16 protein-coding genes and 1 pseudogene are annotated in these 17249 nt (G+C 42.4%); 15 read left to right on the top strand and 2 right to left on the bottom strand.

Going from position 1 to position 17249, the window contains the following annotated elements:
- Positions 1 to 3: 3 nt before the first annotated feature.
- The 13 genes from GRQ40_RS12720 (at position 4) to GRQ40_RS12660 (ending at position 13558) form a co-directional block, all read left to right on the top strand.
- Complete coding sequence (locus GRQ40_RS12720) at positions 4 to 405, top strand: Asp23/Gls24 family envelope stress response protein (RefSeq protein WP_044744475.1); 402 nt, start codon at positions 4 to 6, stop codon at positions 403 to 405.
- A gap of 220 nt (positions 406 to 625) precedes the next feature.
- Complete coding sequence (gene nusB, locus GRQ40_RS12715; protein WP_044744474.1) at positions 626 to 1033, top strand: transcription antitermination factor NusB; 408 nt, start codon at positions 626 to 628, stop codon at positions 1031 to 1033.
- A 379-nt stretch (positions 1034 to 1412) separates the two neighbouring features.
- Entirely contained in the window at positions 1413 to 2279 is an 867-nt protein-coding gene (gene folD / locus GRQ40_RS12710; RefSeq protein ID WP_066145749.1) for a bifunctional methylenetetrahydrofolate dehydrogenase/methenyltetrahydrofolate cyclohydrolase FolD, read from the top strand.
- Between the two features lie 14 nt (positions 2280 to 2293).
- The gene (gene xseA / locus GRQ40_RS12705) at positions 2294 to 3646 is read left to right on the top strand and encodes an exodeoxyribonuclease VII large subunit (RefSeq protein WP_066145746.1); all 1353 of its coding nucleotides are present in this window, start codon (positions 2294 to 2296) and stop codon (positions 3644 to 3646) included.
- Positions 3639 to 3869 carry an exodeoxyribonuclease VII small subunit gene (locus GRQ40_RS12700; RefSeq protein ID WP_044744471.1) on the top strand — a complete coding sequence of 77 codons (231 nt, stop codon included), beginning with the start codon at positions 3639 to 3641 and terminating at the stop codon, positions 3867 to 3869. The genes xseA and GRQ40_RS12700 overlap by 8 nt, the downstream gene beginning before the upstream one ends.
- A gap of 6 nt (positions 3870 to 3875) precedes the next feature.
- On the top strand, positions 3876 to 4751 hold the full coding sequence (locus GRQ40_RS12695; protein ID WP_066146533.1) for a polyprenyl synthetase family protein: 876 nt from the start codon (positions 3876 to 3878) through the stop codon (positions 4749 to 4751).
- 224 nt (positions 4752 to 4975) lie between these two features.
- A complete protein-coding gene (dxs, locus tag GRQ40_RS12690) occupies positions 4976 to 6868 on the top strand; it encodes a 1-deoxy-D-xylulose-5-phosphate synthase (RefSeq protein WP_066145743.1) in 1893 nt (630 codons plus the stop codon).
- A gap of 3 nt (positions 6869 to 6871) precedes the next feature.
- Entirely contained in the window at positions 6872 to 7714 is an 843-nt protein-coding gene (locus GRQ40_RS12685) for a TlyA family RNA methyltransferase (protein WP_044744469.1), read from the top strand.
- 55 nt (positions 7715 to 7769) lie between these two features.
- On the top strand, positions 7770 to 8219 hold the full coding sequence (gene ahrC, locus GRQ40_RS12680; RefSeq protein WP_044744684.1) for a transcriptional regulator AhrC/ArgR: 450 nt from the start codon (positions 7770 to 7772) through the stop codon (positions 8217 to 8219).
- A gap of 17 nt (positions 8220 to 8236) precedes the next feature.
- Complete coding sequence (gene recN, locus GRQ40_RS12675) at positions 8237 to 9958, top strand: DNA repair protein RecN (RefSeq protein WP_044744468.1); 1722 nt, start codon at positions 8237 to 8239, stop codon at positions 9956 to 9958.
- Positions 9959 to 10083: 125 nt separating this feature from the next.
- Positions 10084 to 11370: a SpoIVB peptidase gene (gene spoIVB / locus GRQ40_RS12670; RefSeq protein ID WP_044744467.1), complete on the top strand. Its 1287-nt coding sequence runs from the start codon at positions 10084 to 10086 to the stop codon at positions 11368 to 11370.
- A 267-nt stretch (positions 11371 to 11637) separates the two neighbouring features.
- Positions 11638 to 12417 carry a sporulation transcription factor Spo0A gene (spo0A, locus tag GRQ40_RS12665; protein ID WP_044744466.1) on the top strand — a complete coding sequence of 260 codons (780 nt, stop codon included), beginning with the start codon at positions 11638 to 11640 and terminating at the stop codon, positions 12415 to 12417.
- Between the two features lie 160 nt (positions 12418 to 12577).
- On the top strand, positions 12578 to 13558 hold the full coding sequence (locus GRQ40_RS12660) for a tyrosine-type recombinase/integrase (RefSeq protein WP_159720128.1): 981 nt from the start codon (positions 12578 to 12580) through the stop codon (positions 13556 to 13558).
- Between the two features lie 325 nt (positions 13559 to 13883).
- Here GRQ40_RS12660 and GRQ40_RS12655 read toward each other — a convergent pair.
- Positions 13884 to 15034 (bottom strand): IS3 family transposase gene (locus GRQ40_RS12655; RefSeq protein WP_201295959.1). Its coding sequence is split into 2 segments (ribosomal slippage): positions 13884 to 14779 and positions 14779 to 15034, totalling 1152 coding nucleotides; the frame shifts between segments, so codons are not numbered across the junction.
- 71 nt (positions 15035 to 15105) lie between these two features.
- On the opposite strand from GRQ40_RS12655, the pseudogene GRQ40_RS19050 reads away from it, so the two are divergent.
- Positions 15106 to 15192, top strand: a pseudogene (locus tag GRQ40_RS19050) (HNH endonuclease); the annotation flags it as partial.
- Positions 15193 to 15255: 63 nt separating this feature from the next.
- A complete protein-coding gene (locus GRQ40_RS18595) occupies positions 15256 to 15480 on the top strand; it encodes a hypothetical protein (protein WP_236546316.1) in 225 nt (74 codons plus the stop codon).
- A gap of 628 nt (positions 15481 to 16108) precedes the next feature.
- Here the strand turns inward: GRQ40_RS18595 and GRQ40_RS12645 are convergent.
- A complete protein-coding gene (locus GRQ40_RS12645; RefSeq protein ID WP_159720127.1) occupies positions 16109 to 16807 on the bottom strand; it encodes a hypothetical protein in 699 nt (232 codons plus the stop codon).
- Positions 16808 to 17249: the final 442 nt, after the last annotated feature.

Below are 17249 nucleotides of genomic sequence, written 5' to 3'. Positions count from 1 at the left end.
TGAATGTCAGAAAATGTATTTGACATTGAGCAGGGAGCAGCAAGCTTAGGAAAAGTGGAAATTGCTCCAGAGGTCATTGAGGTCATTGCTGGAATCGCAGCAAACGAGGTTGAAGGAGTTGCGCAAATGCGCGGAAATTTTGCAGCTGGTGTTGTTGAGCGGTTCGGAAAGAAAAATCACGGAAAAGGCGTGAAGGTAGACGTAAAGGAAGAAGGAGTAGCGATCGATATTTATTGCCTTGTCCAATTCGGCGTTTCTATTCCAAATGTGGCTAAGAAAATTCAAGAAAATGTCCGTCAGGCACTCTTTAATATGACTGGACTGGAAACAAGCGAAATCAACGTTCACATTGTTGGAATTCAGCTTGAAACAGCGAAGCAGCAAGAACTAGAGGTTGAGCAATAAAAGGGCGAAAAGGGGGCTTTTCATGATATCATTCATGAGCCCCCTTGTATTTTTTTGAAACTTTGGTATCTTAATGGACAGATCCTTTTTCGAGATATGGAGAAAAGGCGATAATTTTTTGTGTCATCTAAATGATTTGTACGGATTATAGTGTCGTTTAGCGAAAAAATATGGTATGATCATCACATAACGTTCGTTTATTTGTAAAGGAGTGAACATAATGAAGAGGCATACAGCGAGAGAAAAAGCATTGCAAGCCTTGTTTCAAATTGATGTTGGCCATATCGAGCCGGAAGAGGCGATTCAAAATGTAATAAAAAAAGAGGAGGAAGCCGATCCGTTTTTACGTCAGCTTGTTTTCGGGGTAATGGAGCACCAAACAGAAATTGATGCGTTATTATCCGACCATTTAGAAAAATGGACGCTTCAACGAGTGGCTAACGTGGATCGAGCGATCTTGCGCATGGCGACATATGAAATGAAGTATACAGAGGATGTGCCTGTTAAAGTCATTTTGGACGAAGCCATTGAGTTGGCGAAAAAGTTTGGGGATGACAAATCAGGCCGATTTATTAACGGAGTTCTTTCAAAGGTAAAGGACGCATTATACGGGCCAGCGACAAAATGAGAGGCAGAACGCAAACAGCTCCTGTCTGTTTTATTGTGACAAAAATAAGCGGCCGATGCTTGGCGTGAATAAAGATCGGGGCCGTTAGAGACAGCAGCTGTTTCCTTAAGCGCTTTGGGAGAAAATAGGGAAATCAGGCGATTTTCATCGTGCTTTATTTGTTAACCGCTTATACTCGTGGTGTCAGATAAAATGGATTTTTTGTTGTCCGTGTCCTGTATGTAAAAGCTGCGTTTTCCCGACTATCAACATCAATGATCGCCTGTTCACACGGAGACAAATGTCGGGATAGCGTCGTGCTCAAACTAGCACCACGAGTGACTGATATCGGAAAAGTGACTAGATGAAACCTATCCTAAAATAAAGGGGAGCTAGAACGATGACGGCACAAATCATTAGTGGTACAGAATTAGCGAAAGAAAAGCGTGCACAATTAGCAAAAGAGGTAGAACAGCTGAAAAGCAAAGGAATTGAACCGGGGCTAGCCGTGATTCTTGTCGGTGATAATCCTGCTTCGCATTCCTATGTGAAGGGGAAACAAAAAGCGTGCGCTGAAGTCGGGATTCGCTCGATATTACTTACATTCCCTGATACCATTACCGAAGCCGCTTTATTAGAACAAATCAAGCAATTGAATGCGGATCCGTCCATTCATGGTATTTTAGTACAACTTCCGCTTCCGCCGCATATTGATGAGTTGAACGTGATTGAAACGATTGCCCCGGAAAAGGATGTTGATGGCTTCCATCCCATTAATATCGGTCGAATGATGATTGGACAAAAAGCGTTTCTTCCTTGCACTCCTTACGGCATTTTATTTATGGTACAGTCACTTGGCGTCGAAATTGCTGGGAAGCATGTAGTGGTGGTTGGCCGCAGCAATATTGTCGGTAAACCAGTTGGGCAACTCTTTTTGCGTGAGCATGCTACGGTTACCTATTGTCATTCTAAAACAAAGGATTTAGCAGCAATGACTCGTCAAGCTGATATTTTAATTGTAGCTGTCGGCCGAGCCAACATGATTGGAGCTGATCATGTGAAAGAAGGAGCCATTGTTATTGATGTCGGCGTCAATCGCTTGGAAAATGGCAAATTATGCGGGGATGTGCGCTTTGAAGAAGTGAAAGAGGTGGCAAGCTATTTGACCCCTGTGCCAAAGGGAGTCGGACCGATGACGATTACGATGCTTCTCCATAATACTGTTGAAGCGGCACGCGAATATGGGCATCAGCAAGTTCAGCGATAAGCGGGGATGATGTTGTGGCAGAAATTAAATATGTAACGGTTACAGCGCTGACAAAATATATTAAACGAAAGTTTGAAGTTGATCCGCATCTTCAGGATTTATGGATCAAAGGAGAAATCTCCAATTTTACGAGCCATTCGCGGGGGCATATGTATTTTACGCTCAAGGATGAAAATGCAAGAATTCAAGCGGTTATGTTTGCTGGCTATAATCGCTATTTGGCGTTTCGTCCCGAAAACGGGATGAAGGTGCTTGTACGCGGCGAAATTTCTGTCTATGAACCGAGCGGAAATTATCAAATTTATGTGAAAGAGATGCAGCCGGAAGGGATCGGAAATTTATATTTGGCGTATGAGCAGTTGAAAAAACAGTTGGAAGCAGAAGGGCTATTTGCCCCGGAGCATAAAAAGCCGATCCCCTTATTTCCTCGCTGCATCGGAGTGGTAACGTCTCCAACAGGAGCGGCGATTCGCGATATTATCACAACGATCCGGCGCCGCTATCCGCTTGGCACCGTCATTTTATTTCCAGCCATTGTCCAAGGGGAGCATGCAGCCGGGTCAATTGTTCAAGCGATTGAAAAAGCGAATGAATTCGGGAACGTGGATGTGTTAATTGTCGGCCGAGGCGGAGGATCGATCGAGGAGCTATGGGCGTTTAATGAGGAGCAGGTGGCACGGGCGATTTTTGCTTCTCGCATTCCGATTATTTCCGCAGTTGGACACGAAACAGATTTTACGATCGCTGACTTTGTCGCTGATTTGCGTGCGCCGACACCTACTGGAGCGGCTGAATTGGCAGCTCCTCACGTCGCCGAGCTGGCCGAAAGAATAACCCAACGAAAAGCAAGGCTGATTCGGGCAGTTAAGGAAAAAATCACCATCGAATCCGATCGGTTAAGCCGCTTGCAAAAGTCTTATGCCTTCCGCTATCCGAAGAAGCTATATGAGCAAAAAGAGCAGCAGCTCGATTCTTTCTTGGATCGCCTTAAACGGCAAACCCAGCGCCTTTTCGAGCGAAAGCAGGAGCGATTTGAGCAGCTTCATTTAAGGCTTGAAACCTATCATCCGGCAGAACAGCTAGCGCAAATGTCTGAGAAGCAGCGAATGCTGACAAAGTCACTTGAAAAAGAAATACAAGCGCTATTAAAGCAAAAACAGTGGCAATTTACTTCACTGCTGTCACAGCTGCAGGCATTGAGTCCGCTTAAAATTATGGAACGCGGCTATAGCTTAGTCTATAATGAAAAGGATGAGCTTGTGACGAGCGTGCGGCAGATTCAGCCAGGAGATGCGATCCAAGTTCGCTTGCAGGATGGACGGCTTGATTGCCACGTATGGGGAATGGAGGAAGCTTCTGATGAGTGAAGAAAAAGAATTAACGTTTGAAGAAGCGATGAAACAGCTTGAGGAAATTGTGGGAAAACTTGAAGAGGGAAACGTTCCTCTTGAACAAGCGATTTCGTTTTTTCAAGAAGGAATGAGGCTCTCAAAATGGTGCCATGACAAGCTGCAGCATGCTGAAAAGCAAATGGAGTATATTTTGCGGGAAGACGGGCAATTGGCGCCTTTTTCGATTGAGGAGGAGTAAGGATTGATAGAGCAATTTTTAAATGAAAACAAACCGCGCATCGACGCAGCGCTTTCCGCCTATATTGCCGGGCTTGATGCCCCGGATACGCTAAAGGATGCTATGTTGTACTCGCTTGAAGCAGGCGGAAAACGAATTCGTCCATTGCTTTTATTCGCAACGCTGCATGCATTTGGAAAGAAAAGCGAAATTGGACTCCCTGTCGCATGTGCCATTGAAATGATTCATACGTATTCCCTTATTCATGACGACCTGCCATGTATGGATAATGATGATTTGCGCAGAGGGAAACCAACGAATCATAAAGTGTTTGGTGAAGCGACTGCCATTTTGGCAGGAGATGGATTGCTTACATACGCATTTCAATTGATTGCTGGCATGGACAACCGCGTGTCCGCAGAAGTAAAGCTCAAACTGATCGCTGAACTGGCTAAAGCAGCGGGGCCAGAAGGAATGGTAGCTGGGCAAATGGCCGATATCGAAGGGGAAGGACAGCCGTTGTCGCTTTCGCAATTAGAATACATTCATCGTCATAAAACAGGAAAAATGCTGCAATATAGCGTATTAGCTGGCGCTTGGTTAGCGGGCGCAGACGATGCGCAAGTTGCACAGCTTGACGAGTTCGCTTCCCATTTAGGGCTTGCCTTTCAAATTCGCGATGACATTCTGGATATTGAAGGAACAGAAGAGAAAATGGGAAAAAAAGTCGGAAGCGATATTGAAAACGAAAAAGTCACGTACCCATCGCTATTAACGATGGATGGCGCAAAAGAAAAGCTGTATTTTCACATAGAAGCAGCGAAGCATTGTTTGAAGGCCGCTCGTGTTCAGGAAGAAATATTGCGCTATATATGCGATTTGGTCGCTACCCGTGACTATTAACATTTCAGGACGGATTTTGAAAATGGTTGATTCGATATTCTGATGCTATTATGTTATACTAAGAAAATGGAGACCACGTGCCGTTATCACATTTGTGTTAGCGGCTCTTTTTTCGCCTGTCTGATGAAATCGCAGCGGGACATTTTTCTTTAACCATTTATCATGTATAATAATAAGTAATCTTTATATGATATCAGTGATAAAACGAAAGCGAGTGATCTCGTTTGGAGCTAACCAATATTACTAATCCGCGCTTTTTGAAGTCGATGTCAAAAGAAGAACTGATTCAATTGAGCGCGAATATTCGTCAATTTCTAGTAGAGAAGCTCTCGAAAACAGGTGGACATATCGGCCCGAATCTTGGGGTTGTCGAGTTAACAATCGCGCTCCATAAAGTCTTTGACAGCCCGAAAGATAAACTGATTTGGGATGTCGGTCACCAATCTTATGTTCATAAAATTTTAACTGGACGTGCGAATGAATTTGATACATTGCGGCAATATAAAGGACTTTGCGGCTTTCCAAAGCGGAGTGAAAGCGATCATGATGTGTGGGAAACAGGACACAGCTCAACCTCGCTATCTGCGGCGATGGGCATGGCCATTGCCCGTGATTTAAAAGGAACGGATGAATATATTGTTCCTATTATTGGCGATGGTGCTCTTACCGGAGGAATGGCACTTGAAGCATTGAATCATATCGGACATGAGAAAAAAGATATGATCGTCATTCTCAACGATAATGAAATGTCGATTGCTCCGAATGTCGGGGCGCTTCATAATGTGCTAGGTCGCTTGCGCACAGCAGGGAAATATCAATGGGTAAAAGACGAACTGGAAATGCTTTTAAAAAAAATTCCGGCTGTGGGCGGAAAAATTGCGGCAACAGCTGAACGTCTAAAGGATAGCTTAAAGTATTTGCTTGTTTCCGGCGTGTTTTTTGAAGAGCTGGGCTTTACGTATCTTGGACCAGTAAATGGCCATGATTTTGATGATCTGTTTGAGAATTTGCATTATGCCAAAAAAATCAAAGGTCCGGTTTTGCTTCATGTCATCACGAAAAAAGGAAAGGGATATGAGCCAGCGGAAAACGATAAAACGGGCACATGGCATGGGACAGGTCCTTATAAAATTGAAACAGGGGACTTTTTAAAGTCGGCCGACCAAGCTCCATCATGGAGTAAGTTAGTAAGCGAAACAGTAAGAAAGCTTGCACGTACAGACGAACGTATTGTTGCCATTACTCCAGCTATGCCTGTCGGCTCCAAGCTGGAAGGCTTTGCTGCTGAGTTTCCGGACCGCATGTATGATGTTGGCATTGCCGAGCAGCATGCGACCACTTTGGCAGCAGGACTGGCTACACAAGGCATGAAACCATTTTTAGCGATTTATTCTACATTTTTGCAACGGGCGTATGACCAAGTGGTCCATGATGTCTGTAGACAAAATTTAAACGTGTTTTTTGCGATTGACCGTGCCGGTCTTGTCGGCGCAGATGGCGAAACGCACCAGGGGGTATTTGACATTGCCTTTTTGCGGCATGTGCCGAACCTTGTGCTGATGATGCCAAAGGATGAAAATGAAGGCCAACATATGGTTTATACGGCGATTCAATATGATGATGGGCCGATTGCGCTTCGCTTTCCGCGCGGAAACGGGCTTGGAGTAAAGATGGATGAAGAACTTCATGCCATCCCGATCGGAACATGGGAAACGCTGCGCGAAGGTCGCGATATTGCCATTTTAACGTTTGGAACGACCGTTCCGATGGCATTAGAAGCCGCCGAAAAGCTGGCAAAGGAAAATATATCGGTCAAAGTGGTCAATGCAAGATTTATTAAACCAATGGATGAATTGATGCTGCATGAGTTGCTGGAAAGTGGTATACCGATGCTAACGATTGAAGAAGCGGCACTCATGGGGGGATTTGGTAGTGCGGTGCTGGAGTTTGCTCATGATCACGGCTACCATCAAGCGATGATCCAGCGCATGGGCATCCCGGATCGCTTTATTGAGCATGGAAGCGTGAAAGAACTGCTTCAGGAAATCGGTTTAACAACCGCGCATGTCGTTGATCGCGTTAAGAAGATCATACCGAGAAAACAAAAAAGGGCATGAGAGATGAAAGGAAAAAAAGAACGTGTGGATGTGTTATTAGTTGAACGAGGATTAATGGAAACGCGGGAAAAAGCCAAACGGGCGATTATGGCAGGGCTTGTCTATTCTAATGAAATGCGCCTAGACAAGCCGGGAGAAAAGGTGCCTGCCGACATTCCGCTTACTGTGAAAGGAAATGCTTTGCCCTATGTGAGCCGAGGCGGATTAAAGCTTGAAAAAGCGTTGCGCCTATTTGATGTAAGCGTAAAGGATAAAATTCTTTTGGATATCGGTGCATCGACCGGGGGATTTACGGACTGCGCGTTGCAAAACGGAGCGAAAATGTCATATGCGCTTGATGTGGGATATAATCAATTAGCGTGGAAGCTTCGGCAAGATGAGAGGGTTGTCGTGATGGAACGAACGAATTTCCGCTATGTTACTCCTGCTCATTTTACTAAAGGGCTTCCAGAAATAGCAACGATCGATGTATCGTTTATTTCGCTTAAGCTGATTTTGCCTGTATTAAAAACCGTGCTCGTTCCAGAAAGCGATGTCATCGCTCTTGTCAAGCCGCAGTTTGAAGCGGGAAAGGAGCATGTCGGAAAAAAAGGAATTGTCCGTGATCCTAGCATCCATGAACTCGTTCTTGTTTCCATCATTGACTTCGCTCTTAGCGAAGGCTATGATGCACTTGATTTATCCTACTCTCCGATTACGGGAGGAGACGGAAACATTGAGTTTTTGCTTCACCTTCGTTGGGAAGGAGAACAAGAAGCGGGCAAAAATAAACTGTCGAAGCGGCCAGCTGACATTGTCAAACAGGCTCATAGTGAATTAAAAGCGGGCGCTGAGGAAAGGGAATAACAAAAGCGTTATTCCCGTTTTTGCGATAAATGAGGACAAGTGTGAGGTGTTAATCTTGAATAAAGGACAAAGGCACATTAAGATTCGCGAAATTATTACGAATTATGAAGTGGAAACGCAGGATGAGCTAGTCGATATGCTGAAGGAGGCTGGCTTTAATGTCACGCAGGCAACGGTTTCACGCGATATTAAAGAATTGCAGCTTGTAAAGGTGCCGATGATGAACGGCCGGTATAAATATAGCCTTCCTGCTGATCAGCGTTTTAACCCGTTGCAAAAATTAAAACGTGCTTTAATGGATGCGTTTGTCAAAATTGATGGCGCAGGGCATATGCTTGTAATGAAAACGTTGCCTGGAAACGCTCATGCAATCGGCGCTTTGCTTGATAATCTTGATTGGACGGAGATTGTTGGAACGATTTGCGGTGATGATACATGCTTGATTATTTGCCGTACTCCAGAGGATACCGAAAAAATCTCGCAGCGCTTATTAGACATGCTATAGTATGAGGTGATTCCAAGGTGCTTGCGGAATTATCAATTAAAAATTTTGCCATTATTGAGTCTCTGTCGATCTCCTTTGAGAAAGGCTTGACAGTGCTGACAGGGGAGACAGGAGCCGGAAAGTCCATTATTATTGATGCCATCCATTTGTTGATTGGTGGGCGTGGTTCCGCTGAATTTGTTCGCTACGGCGAAGAGAAAGCGGAAATTGAAGGACTGTTTTTATTAGAAGAAGAAACGCATCCCTGCTATCAAAAATGTGCAGAAGTGGGCATTGATATTAGCGAAGGGATGGTCATTCTGCGCCGAGAGATTTCGGTAAGCGGAAAAAGCGTTTGCCGCGTGAATGGCAAATTGGTGACGATGGGAATTTTGCGCGAAATTGGCTCTACTCTTGTCGATATCCATGGGCAGCATGAACATCAGGAATTAATGGATTCCAGCCGGCATTTGCCGTTGCTTGATGAATATGGAGGCGCAGAAATTGCTTCGGCCCTCGAAGAGTATCAAGCGGTGTATCGAAAATATGAACAGTTAAAAAAACAGCTGCAAAAATTGAATGAAAATGAACAGCAAATGGCGCACCGCCTTGATTTGCTCACATTTCAGCTTGATGAGATTCAAAAAGCCGGCTTGCAGCCAAATGAAGATGAACAATTAATGGAAGAAAAAGTAAAGATTGTGAACTTCCAAAAAATATATGAAGCGTTAAAGAATAGTTACGAAGCGCTATATGGAGAACAGCGCGGGCTTGATTGGATCGGGCTTACGATGAGCCATTTAGATGACGTTGCTCACATTGATGCCGGCTTGAGAGAAATGCATGAAACGATCGCCAACAGCTATTATTTACTCGAAGAAATGGCTTATAAATTGCGCGATCAATTAGAGCAGTTGGAATATGATCCGAACCGCCTTGATTTTATTGAAGGACGCCTGAATGAAATTAATCATTTAAAACGAAAATATGGACAGACAGTCGCCGATATTTTGCAATATGCAGAAAAAATTGCCCAAGAGCTTGATACGATCCAAAATCGCGATACGCATATTCATCAGCTTCAAAAAGAACTGCAATCTGTAACAGAAGATTTACTGATTGAGGCGAAAAATGTTACCGCTGTGCGAATGAAGCATGCCCAAACGCTGGTTCAGCACATTTATCAAGAACTCAAAGATTTGTATATGGAAAAGACGCAGTTCGATATTGTTTTTAGCAAACGGGAGGGCTTGCTTGATGCTCCGTTAATTGATGGCGTGCCTGTCAAATTTCAAGAGGACGGTGTTGATGTCGCCGAATTTTATATTTCAACAAACGTTGGCGAGCCGTTAAAACCTCTCGCCAAAGTCGCTTCAGGAGGCGAACTGTCTCGCATCATGCTGGCCTTAAAGAGTATTTTTTCTAAGCATCAAGGCGTTACATCGATCATTTTTGATGAAGTGGATACGGGAGTGAGCGGACGCGTGGCGCAGGCGATTGCTGAAAAAATTTATCGTGTGTCTGTCGGCTCACAGGTGCTTTGCATCTCCCACTTGCCGCAAGTCGCAGCGATGGCGGATACGCATTTGCTCATTTCTAAGGAAACAGACGGAAATCGAACCAAAACATCGGTCAAAGCGCTTACAGAAGATGAAAAAATTAAGGAAATTGGCCGAATGATTTCTGGGGTGGAAATTACAGAGCTGACAAAGGAACACGCGAAAGAGCTGCTTGAATTAGCAGCAAAAATCAAAGGATGAAAGGCTATCCATTATGGGTAGCTTTTTTTATTAGCAAAAACGATTATATTTATGAGGATTAAGGCAAAATTAAGATTGTAGTCACATTTTGAAGGTGTAGGTGGGAGCGAGGAGAGTGAAAAGGTTTGAACGCAGAAACAATAAGAAAAATGATGGGGATCTTTCTCCTTGTTTCATTCGTATTAATCAGTACATCGAAGCCGGTAAGGGAGTATTTACGCATTCCAAAGCAAATGGTGATGTTTGAAGGAGAAAAAGCAACATTCGCTTCTGCTCTTCCTGTTCATGCAGAGGTGAAAGACGCTTCTCATTCCATTGAGCTTGAGAAAGCAGACGATACCCTTACCGTTGAGGCGAAGCAGCCTGATGAAGAGAAGGTAGTGTTAAATATGGGAGGAGTGCCCATTAAGCAGATTGACGTTAAAGCGCTCCCAAGCTTGAAAGTGATTCCTGGAGGACAATCGATCGGTGTGAAATTAAATACACTAGGAGTTCTTGTGGTCGGCTATCACCTTGTTGATACAGAAAGCGGAAAAAAATCACCGGGAGAATTGGCTGGAATCCAAGTTGGAGATATGATTACAAGTGTCAATGGGAAAAAAATCGAAAATATGAGCGACCTCTCTCCTTTTATTGAAAAGTCAGGGAAAACAGGACAGCCATTGGACTTGCAGCTTATTCGCGATCAACGTTCGATAGCGACGAAACTAACCCCATTAAAAGACAAGCATGACCACGCTTATCGCATCGGCTTATATATCCGTGATTCGGCTGCTGGTATCGGAACGATGACCTTTTTTGACCCCATTTCCAAGAAGTACGGAGCACTTGGACACGTGATCTCAGATATGGATACAAAAAAACCGATTATCGTTCAAAATGGACAAATTATGAAGTCGACAGTCACCTCGATTGAGAAAGGAAGCAGCGGAAATCCAGGTGAAAAGCTCGCAAGATTTTCCAAAGATAAAGAAATCATTGGGAATATCACAACAAACAGTCCTTTTGGGATTTTTGGAAAATTATCGAAATCAGTGCCAAATGAATTGTATGATAAACCAATGCCAGTGGCTTTGTCGAGCCAAGTAAAAAAAGGGCCAGCAAAAATGCTGACGGTGATTGAAAACGACCGAGTGGAGGCGTTTGACGTTGAAATCGTCAATTCAGTTCCGCAAAAGTTCCCGGCAACAAAAGGACTTGTCATCCGTGTCACTGACCCTCGGCTACTGAAGAAAACGGGAGGAATTGTGCAAGGAATGAGCGGCAGTCCTATTATTCAGGATGGGAAGCTAATCGGAGCAGTCACACATGTGTTTGTAAATGATCCAACGTCAGGATACGGCGTGCACATTGAATGGATGTTGAATGAGGCGGGAATTGATATATATGGATCCAAACAAAAAGCGAGCTGACAAATGCTCGCTTTTTGTTTGAAAAAAGGCAAAAAAAAGTCAATATTTTTTTGTTGTTTGCATAGATATTTGTTGAACAATTCGTTAAAATAAAAATACGAAGATTTTTCGACAAAGAAATGAGGGGTTCTGCGTCGAAATGGAACGGTTATTGATGAATTTTAAAAAGATACTTATTTTTGAAAAAATAAAGGATTTTTGCTGACGCTGTCGAATGAATTTTAAGGAAGAAAAAATGATGAATTGGAAGCGGGGAGGAAGATTTTCTTGAAGATTAAAGTGTGTATTGCGGATGATAATCGCGAATTAGTAAGCTTATTAGAAGAATATATTTCCAATCAAGATGACATGGAGGTCGTTGGCGCAGCTTATAATGGCCAAGACTGCTTACATATGCTTGAAGAAAAGCAAGCGGATATATTGCTACTCGATATTATTATGCCTCATTTGGACGGATTGGCTGTTCTTGAGAAGATGCGCATGAAGCGGGAAAAACAGCCGAATGTCATTATGCTAACCGCTTTTGGTCAAGAGGATGTAACCAAAAAAGCCGTTGATTTAGGCGCTTCTTATTTTATTTTAAAGCCGTTTGATATGGAAAATTTAGTTCATCACATTCGTCAAGTGCATGGAAAAACGACTCCTCTTGTGAAAAAAGCGGTGTCCTCTTATCAAGTGCGTGAAAGCAAGCCAAAAAATCTAGATGCAAGCATTACGAGCATCATTCATGAAATCGGTGTACCGGCTCACATTAAAGGATACTTATATCTCCGTGAAGCGATTTCGATGGTATATAATGATATCGAATTGCTTGGTTCGATTACGAAAGTGCTTTATCCAGACATTGCAAAAAAATATAATACAACCGCCAGTCGCGTCGAGCGGGCGATTCGCCATGCGATTGAGGTCGCTTGGAGCCGCGGTAACATCGAGTCGATTTCCTCGCTGTTCGGCTACACCGTCAGCATGTCGAAAGCGAAACCAACCAACTCGGAATTTATTGCGATGGTGGCGGATAAGCTGAGACTGGAGCATAAGGCGAGTTAAGAGTAAGTGTATCAAGGGTTTAGGTGTAAAGGCTAAGCCAACCAATTTTTATAAAATGTACTAAAACTCGGATTTTAAACCAATAAACTTTTTCCATCTCACCCAATAAATCGAATGATTTATTGGGTATTTCTTTTTATTGAGATGGGGAGGTTAAATCATGAAACTAAGCGAATTAGACTTTTATTTACAGGATTTTTTGTTGTATTGCCAAAGCAAAAACTTATCATCGAAAACCCTGTCATCATATGAACAATCATTAAAGCTGTTTATCGCTTATTTAAAACATGAACATGGGATTGAAGAGGTGGGGGCTGTTCGTACTGGACATATCAGACAGTATGTTGCTTACCTTCAAGAAAGAGGAAAATACACGGTAGTCAACAGGGAAGCATCGAAGTTAATTAATCGACCTGAGAACCGAAGAGACTACAAAAAGAGAATATCCAATGTCACCATTAACAATTACATTCGAAACATTAAAGTGTTCTTTAACTGGTTGCATGAAGAAGGAGAAATCCATAAGAACCCTGTGGACAAAATCGAGCAGATTAAAACGGAAAGGAAGCAAAAAGCGGCAATTAGCCAAGAGGAATTTAATTTGTTGCTTAGTCAATTTGATTACACCACGTTTCATGGGTATAGAAACAAAGTCATTACCATGCTGTTGCAGGATACAGGAATGAGAATTGGTGAGTGTCTTGCTTTAACGGTTGATGATATTGATTTTAAGCATCGAATGATATTGGTTACTAAAACAAAAGGGCGAAAAGAACGGTACGTGTATTTTTCACAGGTAATGGCGAGGGAACTAAAACATTACATACGATTTAAGGACAGATATACAGATACGGAACTGTTGTTTCCAACCACAAGAAACACTCCGCTTACTATACAGTCATTTGAAAAGCAACTAAGACAAGCGGGAGAGCGGATAGGATTGTCTATTCATCCGCATCAGATACGAAACAATTTTGCAAGGCAGTATTTGCTAAATGGTGGCGACTTTTATACGTTGAGCAGAATATTAGGTCATAGCTCTGTAAAAGTCACGGAACAGGCTTATATGGACCTAACAAAAGAGGAAATTGCAAAGAAGTATCAACAGCATAGCCCTTTAGCTAAATGGAAAATAAGATAGATATTAATGTTTAAGAAAGAAGCGGAAATTCCGCTTCTTTTTCTGTTTGCGTTTTCCTGTCAAAGAGTCATTTCTGAGGTAATTGAATGAATTGTAAGTCCTGTTGTAGAAAGAGTGAGAGTAGGAGGAGGGAGAAATTTAGACCATATGGCTACGTCACTACTTCATTCAAAAACGATTTCAACTAGGTATGGATATTTTACATCTTATCTCCCTTGCTAGGACACGAAGATTACAAAGCGTTATTTGTATGCAGTCGTTGGATGATTTGAAAATTGTTGAAGTGGACCTCTGTCAATAGATTGGACAGCCAGAATCGAGAAAATTACGCAATTTGACCGTACATTCGTTCGTATTGAAAAGGTGTAAGATACCCGATAGCGGAATGTACGCGTTTCCGGTTGTAGAAAAACTCGATGTATTCAAAAATCCGACTTTGGGCTTCCTTGCGGGTTCTGAACTTCTCCAGATAGACGAGTTCCTTTTTGAGCACGCTGTGGAACGATTCGATGCAGGCATTGTCATAGCAGTTGCCCTTGCGGCTCATGCTGCATTTCATCCCGTATTTCAAGAGCCGTTTTTGGTACTCATGAGATGCGTATTGGCTGCCGCGATCGGAATGATGCAGGACTTCGCCTTTCGGCCGTTGACGGTTGTAAGCCTGATCCAGAGCTTGCAGGACCAATTCCTTGGTCATTCGCTCATCGGCGTGCCAGCCTACGATTTTGCGCGTGTACAAGTCCATCACGCTCGCGACATAGAGCCATCCCTCGTCTGTCGGAACGTAAGTGATGTCCGCCATCCAGACTTGATTGGGAGCTTGTGCCCTGAACTGCTGGTTCAGCACATTGTCATGCACTGGCAGATTGTGGTTCGAGTTCGTCGTCGTCTTGTATGTCTTGACGGTGCGCGACTTAAGCCCCAGTTCCTTCATGATGCGGGCGACCGTTTTTTCGGATACCCGAACACCTTGCTGGCGCAAGACTTGAGCGATCTTCGGGCTGCCGTACAGGCGACGCGAGTCCACAAAGATACGGCTAATCTGTTGTTCTAGTTCTCGGCGACGTTTCTTTTGCTCGCTTTCCTGGCGCCTGGTCCATTGATAATAACCACTCCGGGATACGTTCAAAACCTTGCACATCTCCGATACCGGATACTTGGAGCGGTGTTTGTGGATAAACGCAAAGATCCGTTCCGGTCTTTTGCGAAGATGTGCATCGCCTTTTTTAAAATTTCGTTCTCCATCTCGAGTTGGCGGATTCGTTTCTGCCTTTCGAGAAGGGTTTTTTCCTCGATTTTCAGGTTGCCGCTGCCGCGAAACGCATGGACCGGATCCTGTTTGAATTCGTTGATCCAGCGGTACAGAGTATTGTCGGATACGCCCAATTCTCGGGCGACCTGCGCCACCGGCTTCCCCTGTTCCTGAATCATTTTTACGGTTTGGATTTTGAACTCTTTGTCATATTTCTGACTCATCTTCGGACACCTCGATTTTGCTAGATTTATTGTCGCATTCTCGATTCTCGGTGTCCACTATTTAGTCTAGCATCACTATCGACCATATTATCCCTAAATCAAAAGGTGGTATATCGAGTTTTAAAAATTGTATTTGTGCTTGTAAAAGATGTAATACAAAGAAAGGCGACCTTTCTTCAGAGGAATACCTTTATTATTACGAACCAATAGCGGGGAGAGGGATGCTGCAAAATCAACAATTAGAGCAAAAGATACATTATATCCAACAGCTATTAGAAACAATAAATGAGCAAACTATTTACGACCAATATCGGGTTAGAAAGACTAGTGCAGAGCAAGTTCTTCAGAAGATTGAACAAGTAGAACTTAGAATAAAGCAGATAAAAGAAAACGTAGAGAAGGTTTTCGGTTCAGAACTTTTCGGTTCAGAACTGCTTCTTAGGTGACATGGATAATTCAGTGTATCATTTTAATAAATGTATTTCGCAGGCACTAGTTGATTGCCAAAAGGCTCTTATATAGTAAGCGTAAGCATGCAACCATCACAGGTTGCTTTTTTGTTTGGAAAGAGAGGGGGTGTTTACCCCCCTCTTGCTATGAGAAAAACACTATGATTTGAATATCCAACCAACAATATAAAGGATTAAACTCTTGCCTTTAGGAGATTAGACTTTTTGGACCATATAAAATTTTAAAACATAACTAAAGCACTGTTAGTACAGTTCTTTCTCAACTGAACTAATGCCCTGAATCATGTCAACATTTTGACTGTGCTAACCACAACTCTAATTAAATTGTAATTTTATAGTGTGTTATAAAAAAGGATGTTTTTGTCTATGGATTTATTCAAATTTTAGCATTATCTCTTAATATCAAAGGAGAAGATGCTGCTTCCGAAAAGTTTTAAGGATTATTAGGGCATCATTCTCCATAGAAGTCTAAATATCAGTAATTCTAGCAATCTGTCACATAGTATTCATCTGGTTTCATTTTTTATACATGGTTAATTTAAGATATTTTCACGCAATACTTAAGGTTAGTGAATGGAGCAAATGTAGTTTCCTGCCTAGATGCTTAGTAAGGACGATGTTGAGGAGGTCCCTCCCATTCAAAAGCATTTATGACGTTTTGTATACATTCTCTTGCTATCAGCAGGCTATCTAAACTTATCTCAACCTCCCCATATTCTCCGTTATCCATTGTGCTTCCGAAACAGTTTCCGTTTAGGCTTTCTAATACGAGGACACCTCCAGTTGCTTTTATGAAGAAATTATCAATAGGTTTTAATTGAAGAGGTTGCTGTCCGATGCCTAATCCCCTTCCTCGGTCTTCGATATGTTGGGAGGAGTTTCTAACTTTTCTTAAGTTAGGAAAACTAAGGGTAAAAGATTCTTTAGCTTTTATTACCTCCTGTGGGACTCCTTTAATCTTTGATAAAACCTTAAGGATGTTTCCGATTGCATCAAGATTATAAAGGAAAGACTTTGCGTGGATAAACGGAAACCTACGTATGTAACTCCTTGGTAATTCTCCTTTAGCCCATTTCTCCCGTTTTAAGTCAATTTCAGCAAGCTCATATAATTTGAGATAACTTTCAGTATCAAAGGTAGAGATTTGAAATTCCGCTTGGTATCTCTCAACAAACTCTTGTTTTCGTTTACTATCTGTTTCCCAATCTTCAATATTTGGTGGAGGACTATTACGATTTGCTGACTCAAATAAGCTAAGATTAATAGCTGCTTCAATCAATTGTGTCTCTAGATGTTCAATCATATTTCTTATATCTTGACCATCTTTCTCATTGTCGAATTTTAGCCATGTTCCTGGGGATGTTAATTCTAAGATATAAATAATCTCTCCCCCCTCAGTTTCTAGGACAAAGTTAATCAGAATTATTAATTTAATTATATCATGTTAATGTCCTTCATATCTTTTTGAAACCTTATATGAACAACTGTTTATTACTAACAAAATACGTTTAGAACTGAGTGTACATCTAACTTTGAAGTCTAATTACTAGAGATATGTTTGTATGTAGGTAATCAAATGACAGATACAAGATAGGGCCTATTTTCTACATTTTATATCCCTCTTGTTACGAAAATAGGAGGTAGCACGTTAACTCACACGCTACAGTGTAAAAAATTTTCGATGCGAGACGGATAACTAACACTTCTGTTTGTAGGAAAGAGTGTGATTCTCCAGTGTTTACAAT

This window comes from Anoxybacillus sp. PDR2, from assembly GCF_009834045.1.
Lineage (GTDB): Bacteria > Bacillota > Bacilli > Bacillales > Anoxybacillaceae > Anoxybacteroides > Anoxybacteroides rupiense.
Note: the sequence above shows the minus strand (reverse complement) of the source record. Positions and strands in the feature narration are given on the sequence as shown.

What these genes read in the sequence shown, in the direction of transcription:
- nusB (WP_044744474.1), top strand. Translation starts at nt 626, where the DNA reads ATGAAGAGGCATACAGCGAGAGAAAAAGCATTGCAAGCCTTGTTTCAA.
- folD (WP_066145749.1), top strand. Translation starts at nt 1,413, where the DNA reads ATGACGGCACAAATCATTAGTGGTACAGAATTAGCGAAAGAAAAGCGT.
- GRQ40_RS12720 (WP_044744475.1), top strand. Translation starts at nt 4, where the DNA reads ATGTCAGAAAATGTATTTGACATTGAGCAGGGAGCAGCAAGCTTAGGA.
- GRQ40_RS12685 (WP_044744469.1), top strand. Translation starts at nt 6,872, where the DNA reads ATGAAAGGAAAAAAAGAACGTGTGGATGTGTTATTAGTTGAACGAGGA.
- GRQ40_RS12660 (WP_159720128.1), top strand. Translation starts at nt 12,578, where the DNA reads ATGAAACTAAGCGAATTAGACTTTTATTTACAGGATTTTTTGTTGTAT.
- GRQ40_RS12645 (WP_159720127.1), bottom strand. Translation starts at nt 16,807, where the DNA reads ATGATTGAACATCTAGAGACACAATTGATTGAAGCAGCTATTAATCTT.
- GRQ40_RS18595 (WP_236546316.1), top strand. Translation starts at nt 15,256, where the DNA reads ATGCTGCAAAATCAACAATTAGAGCAAAAGATACATTATATCCAACAG.
- GRQ40_RS12700 (WP_044744471.1), top strand. Translation starts at nt 3,639, where the DNA reads ATGAGTGAAGAAAAAGAATTAACGTTTGAAGAAGCGATGAAACAGCTT.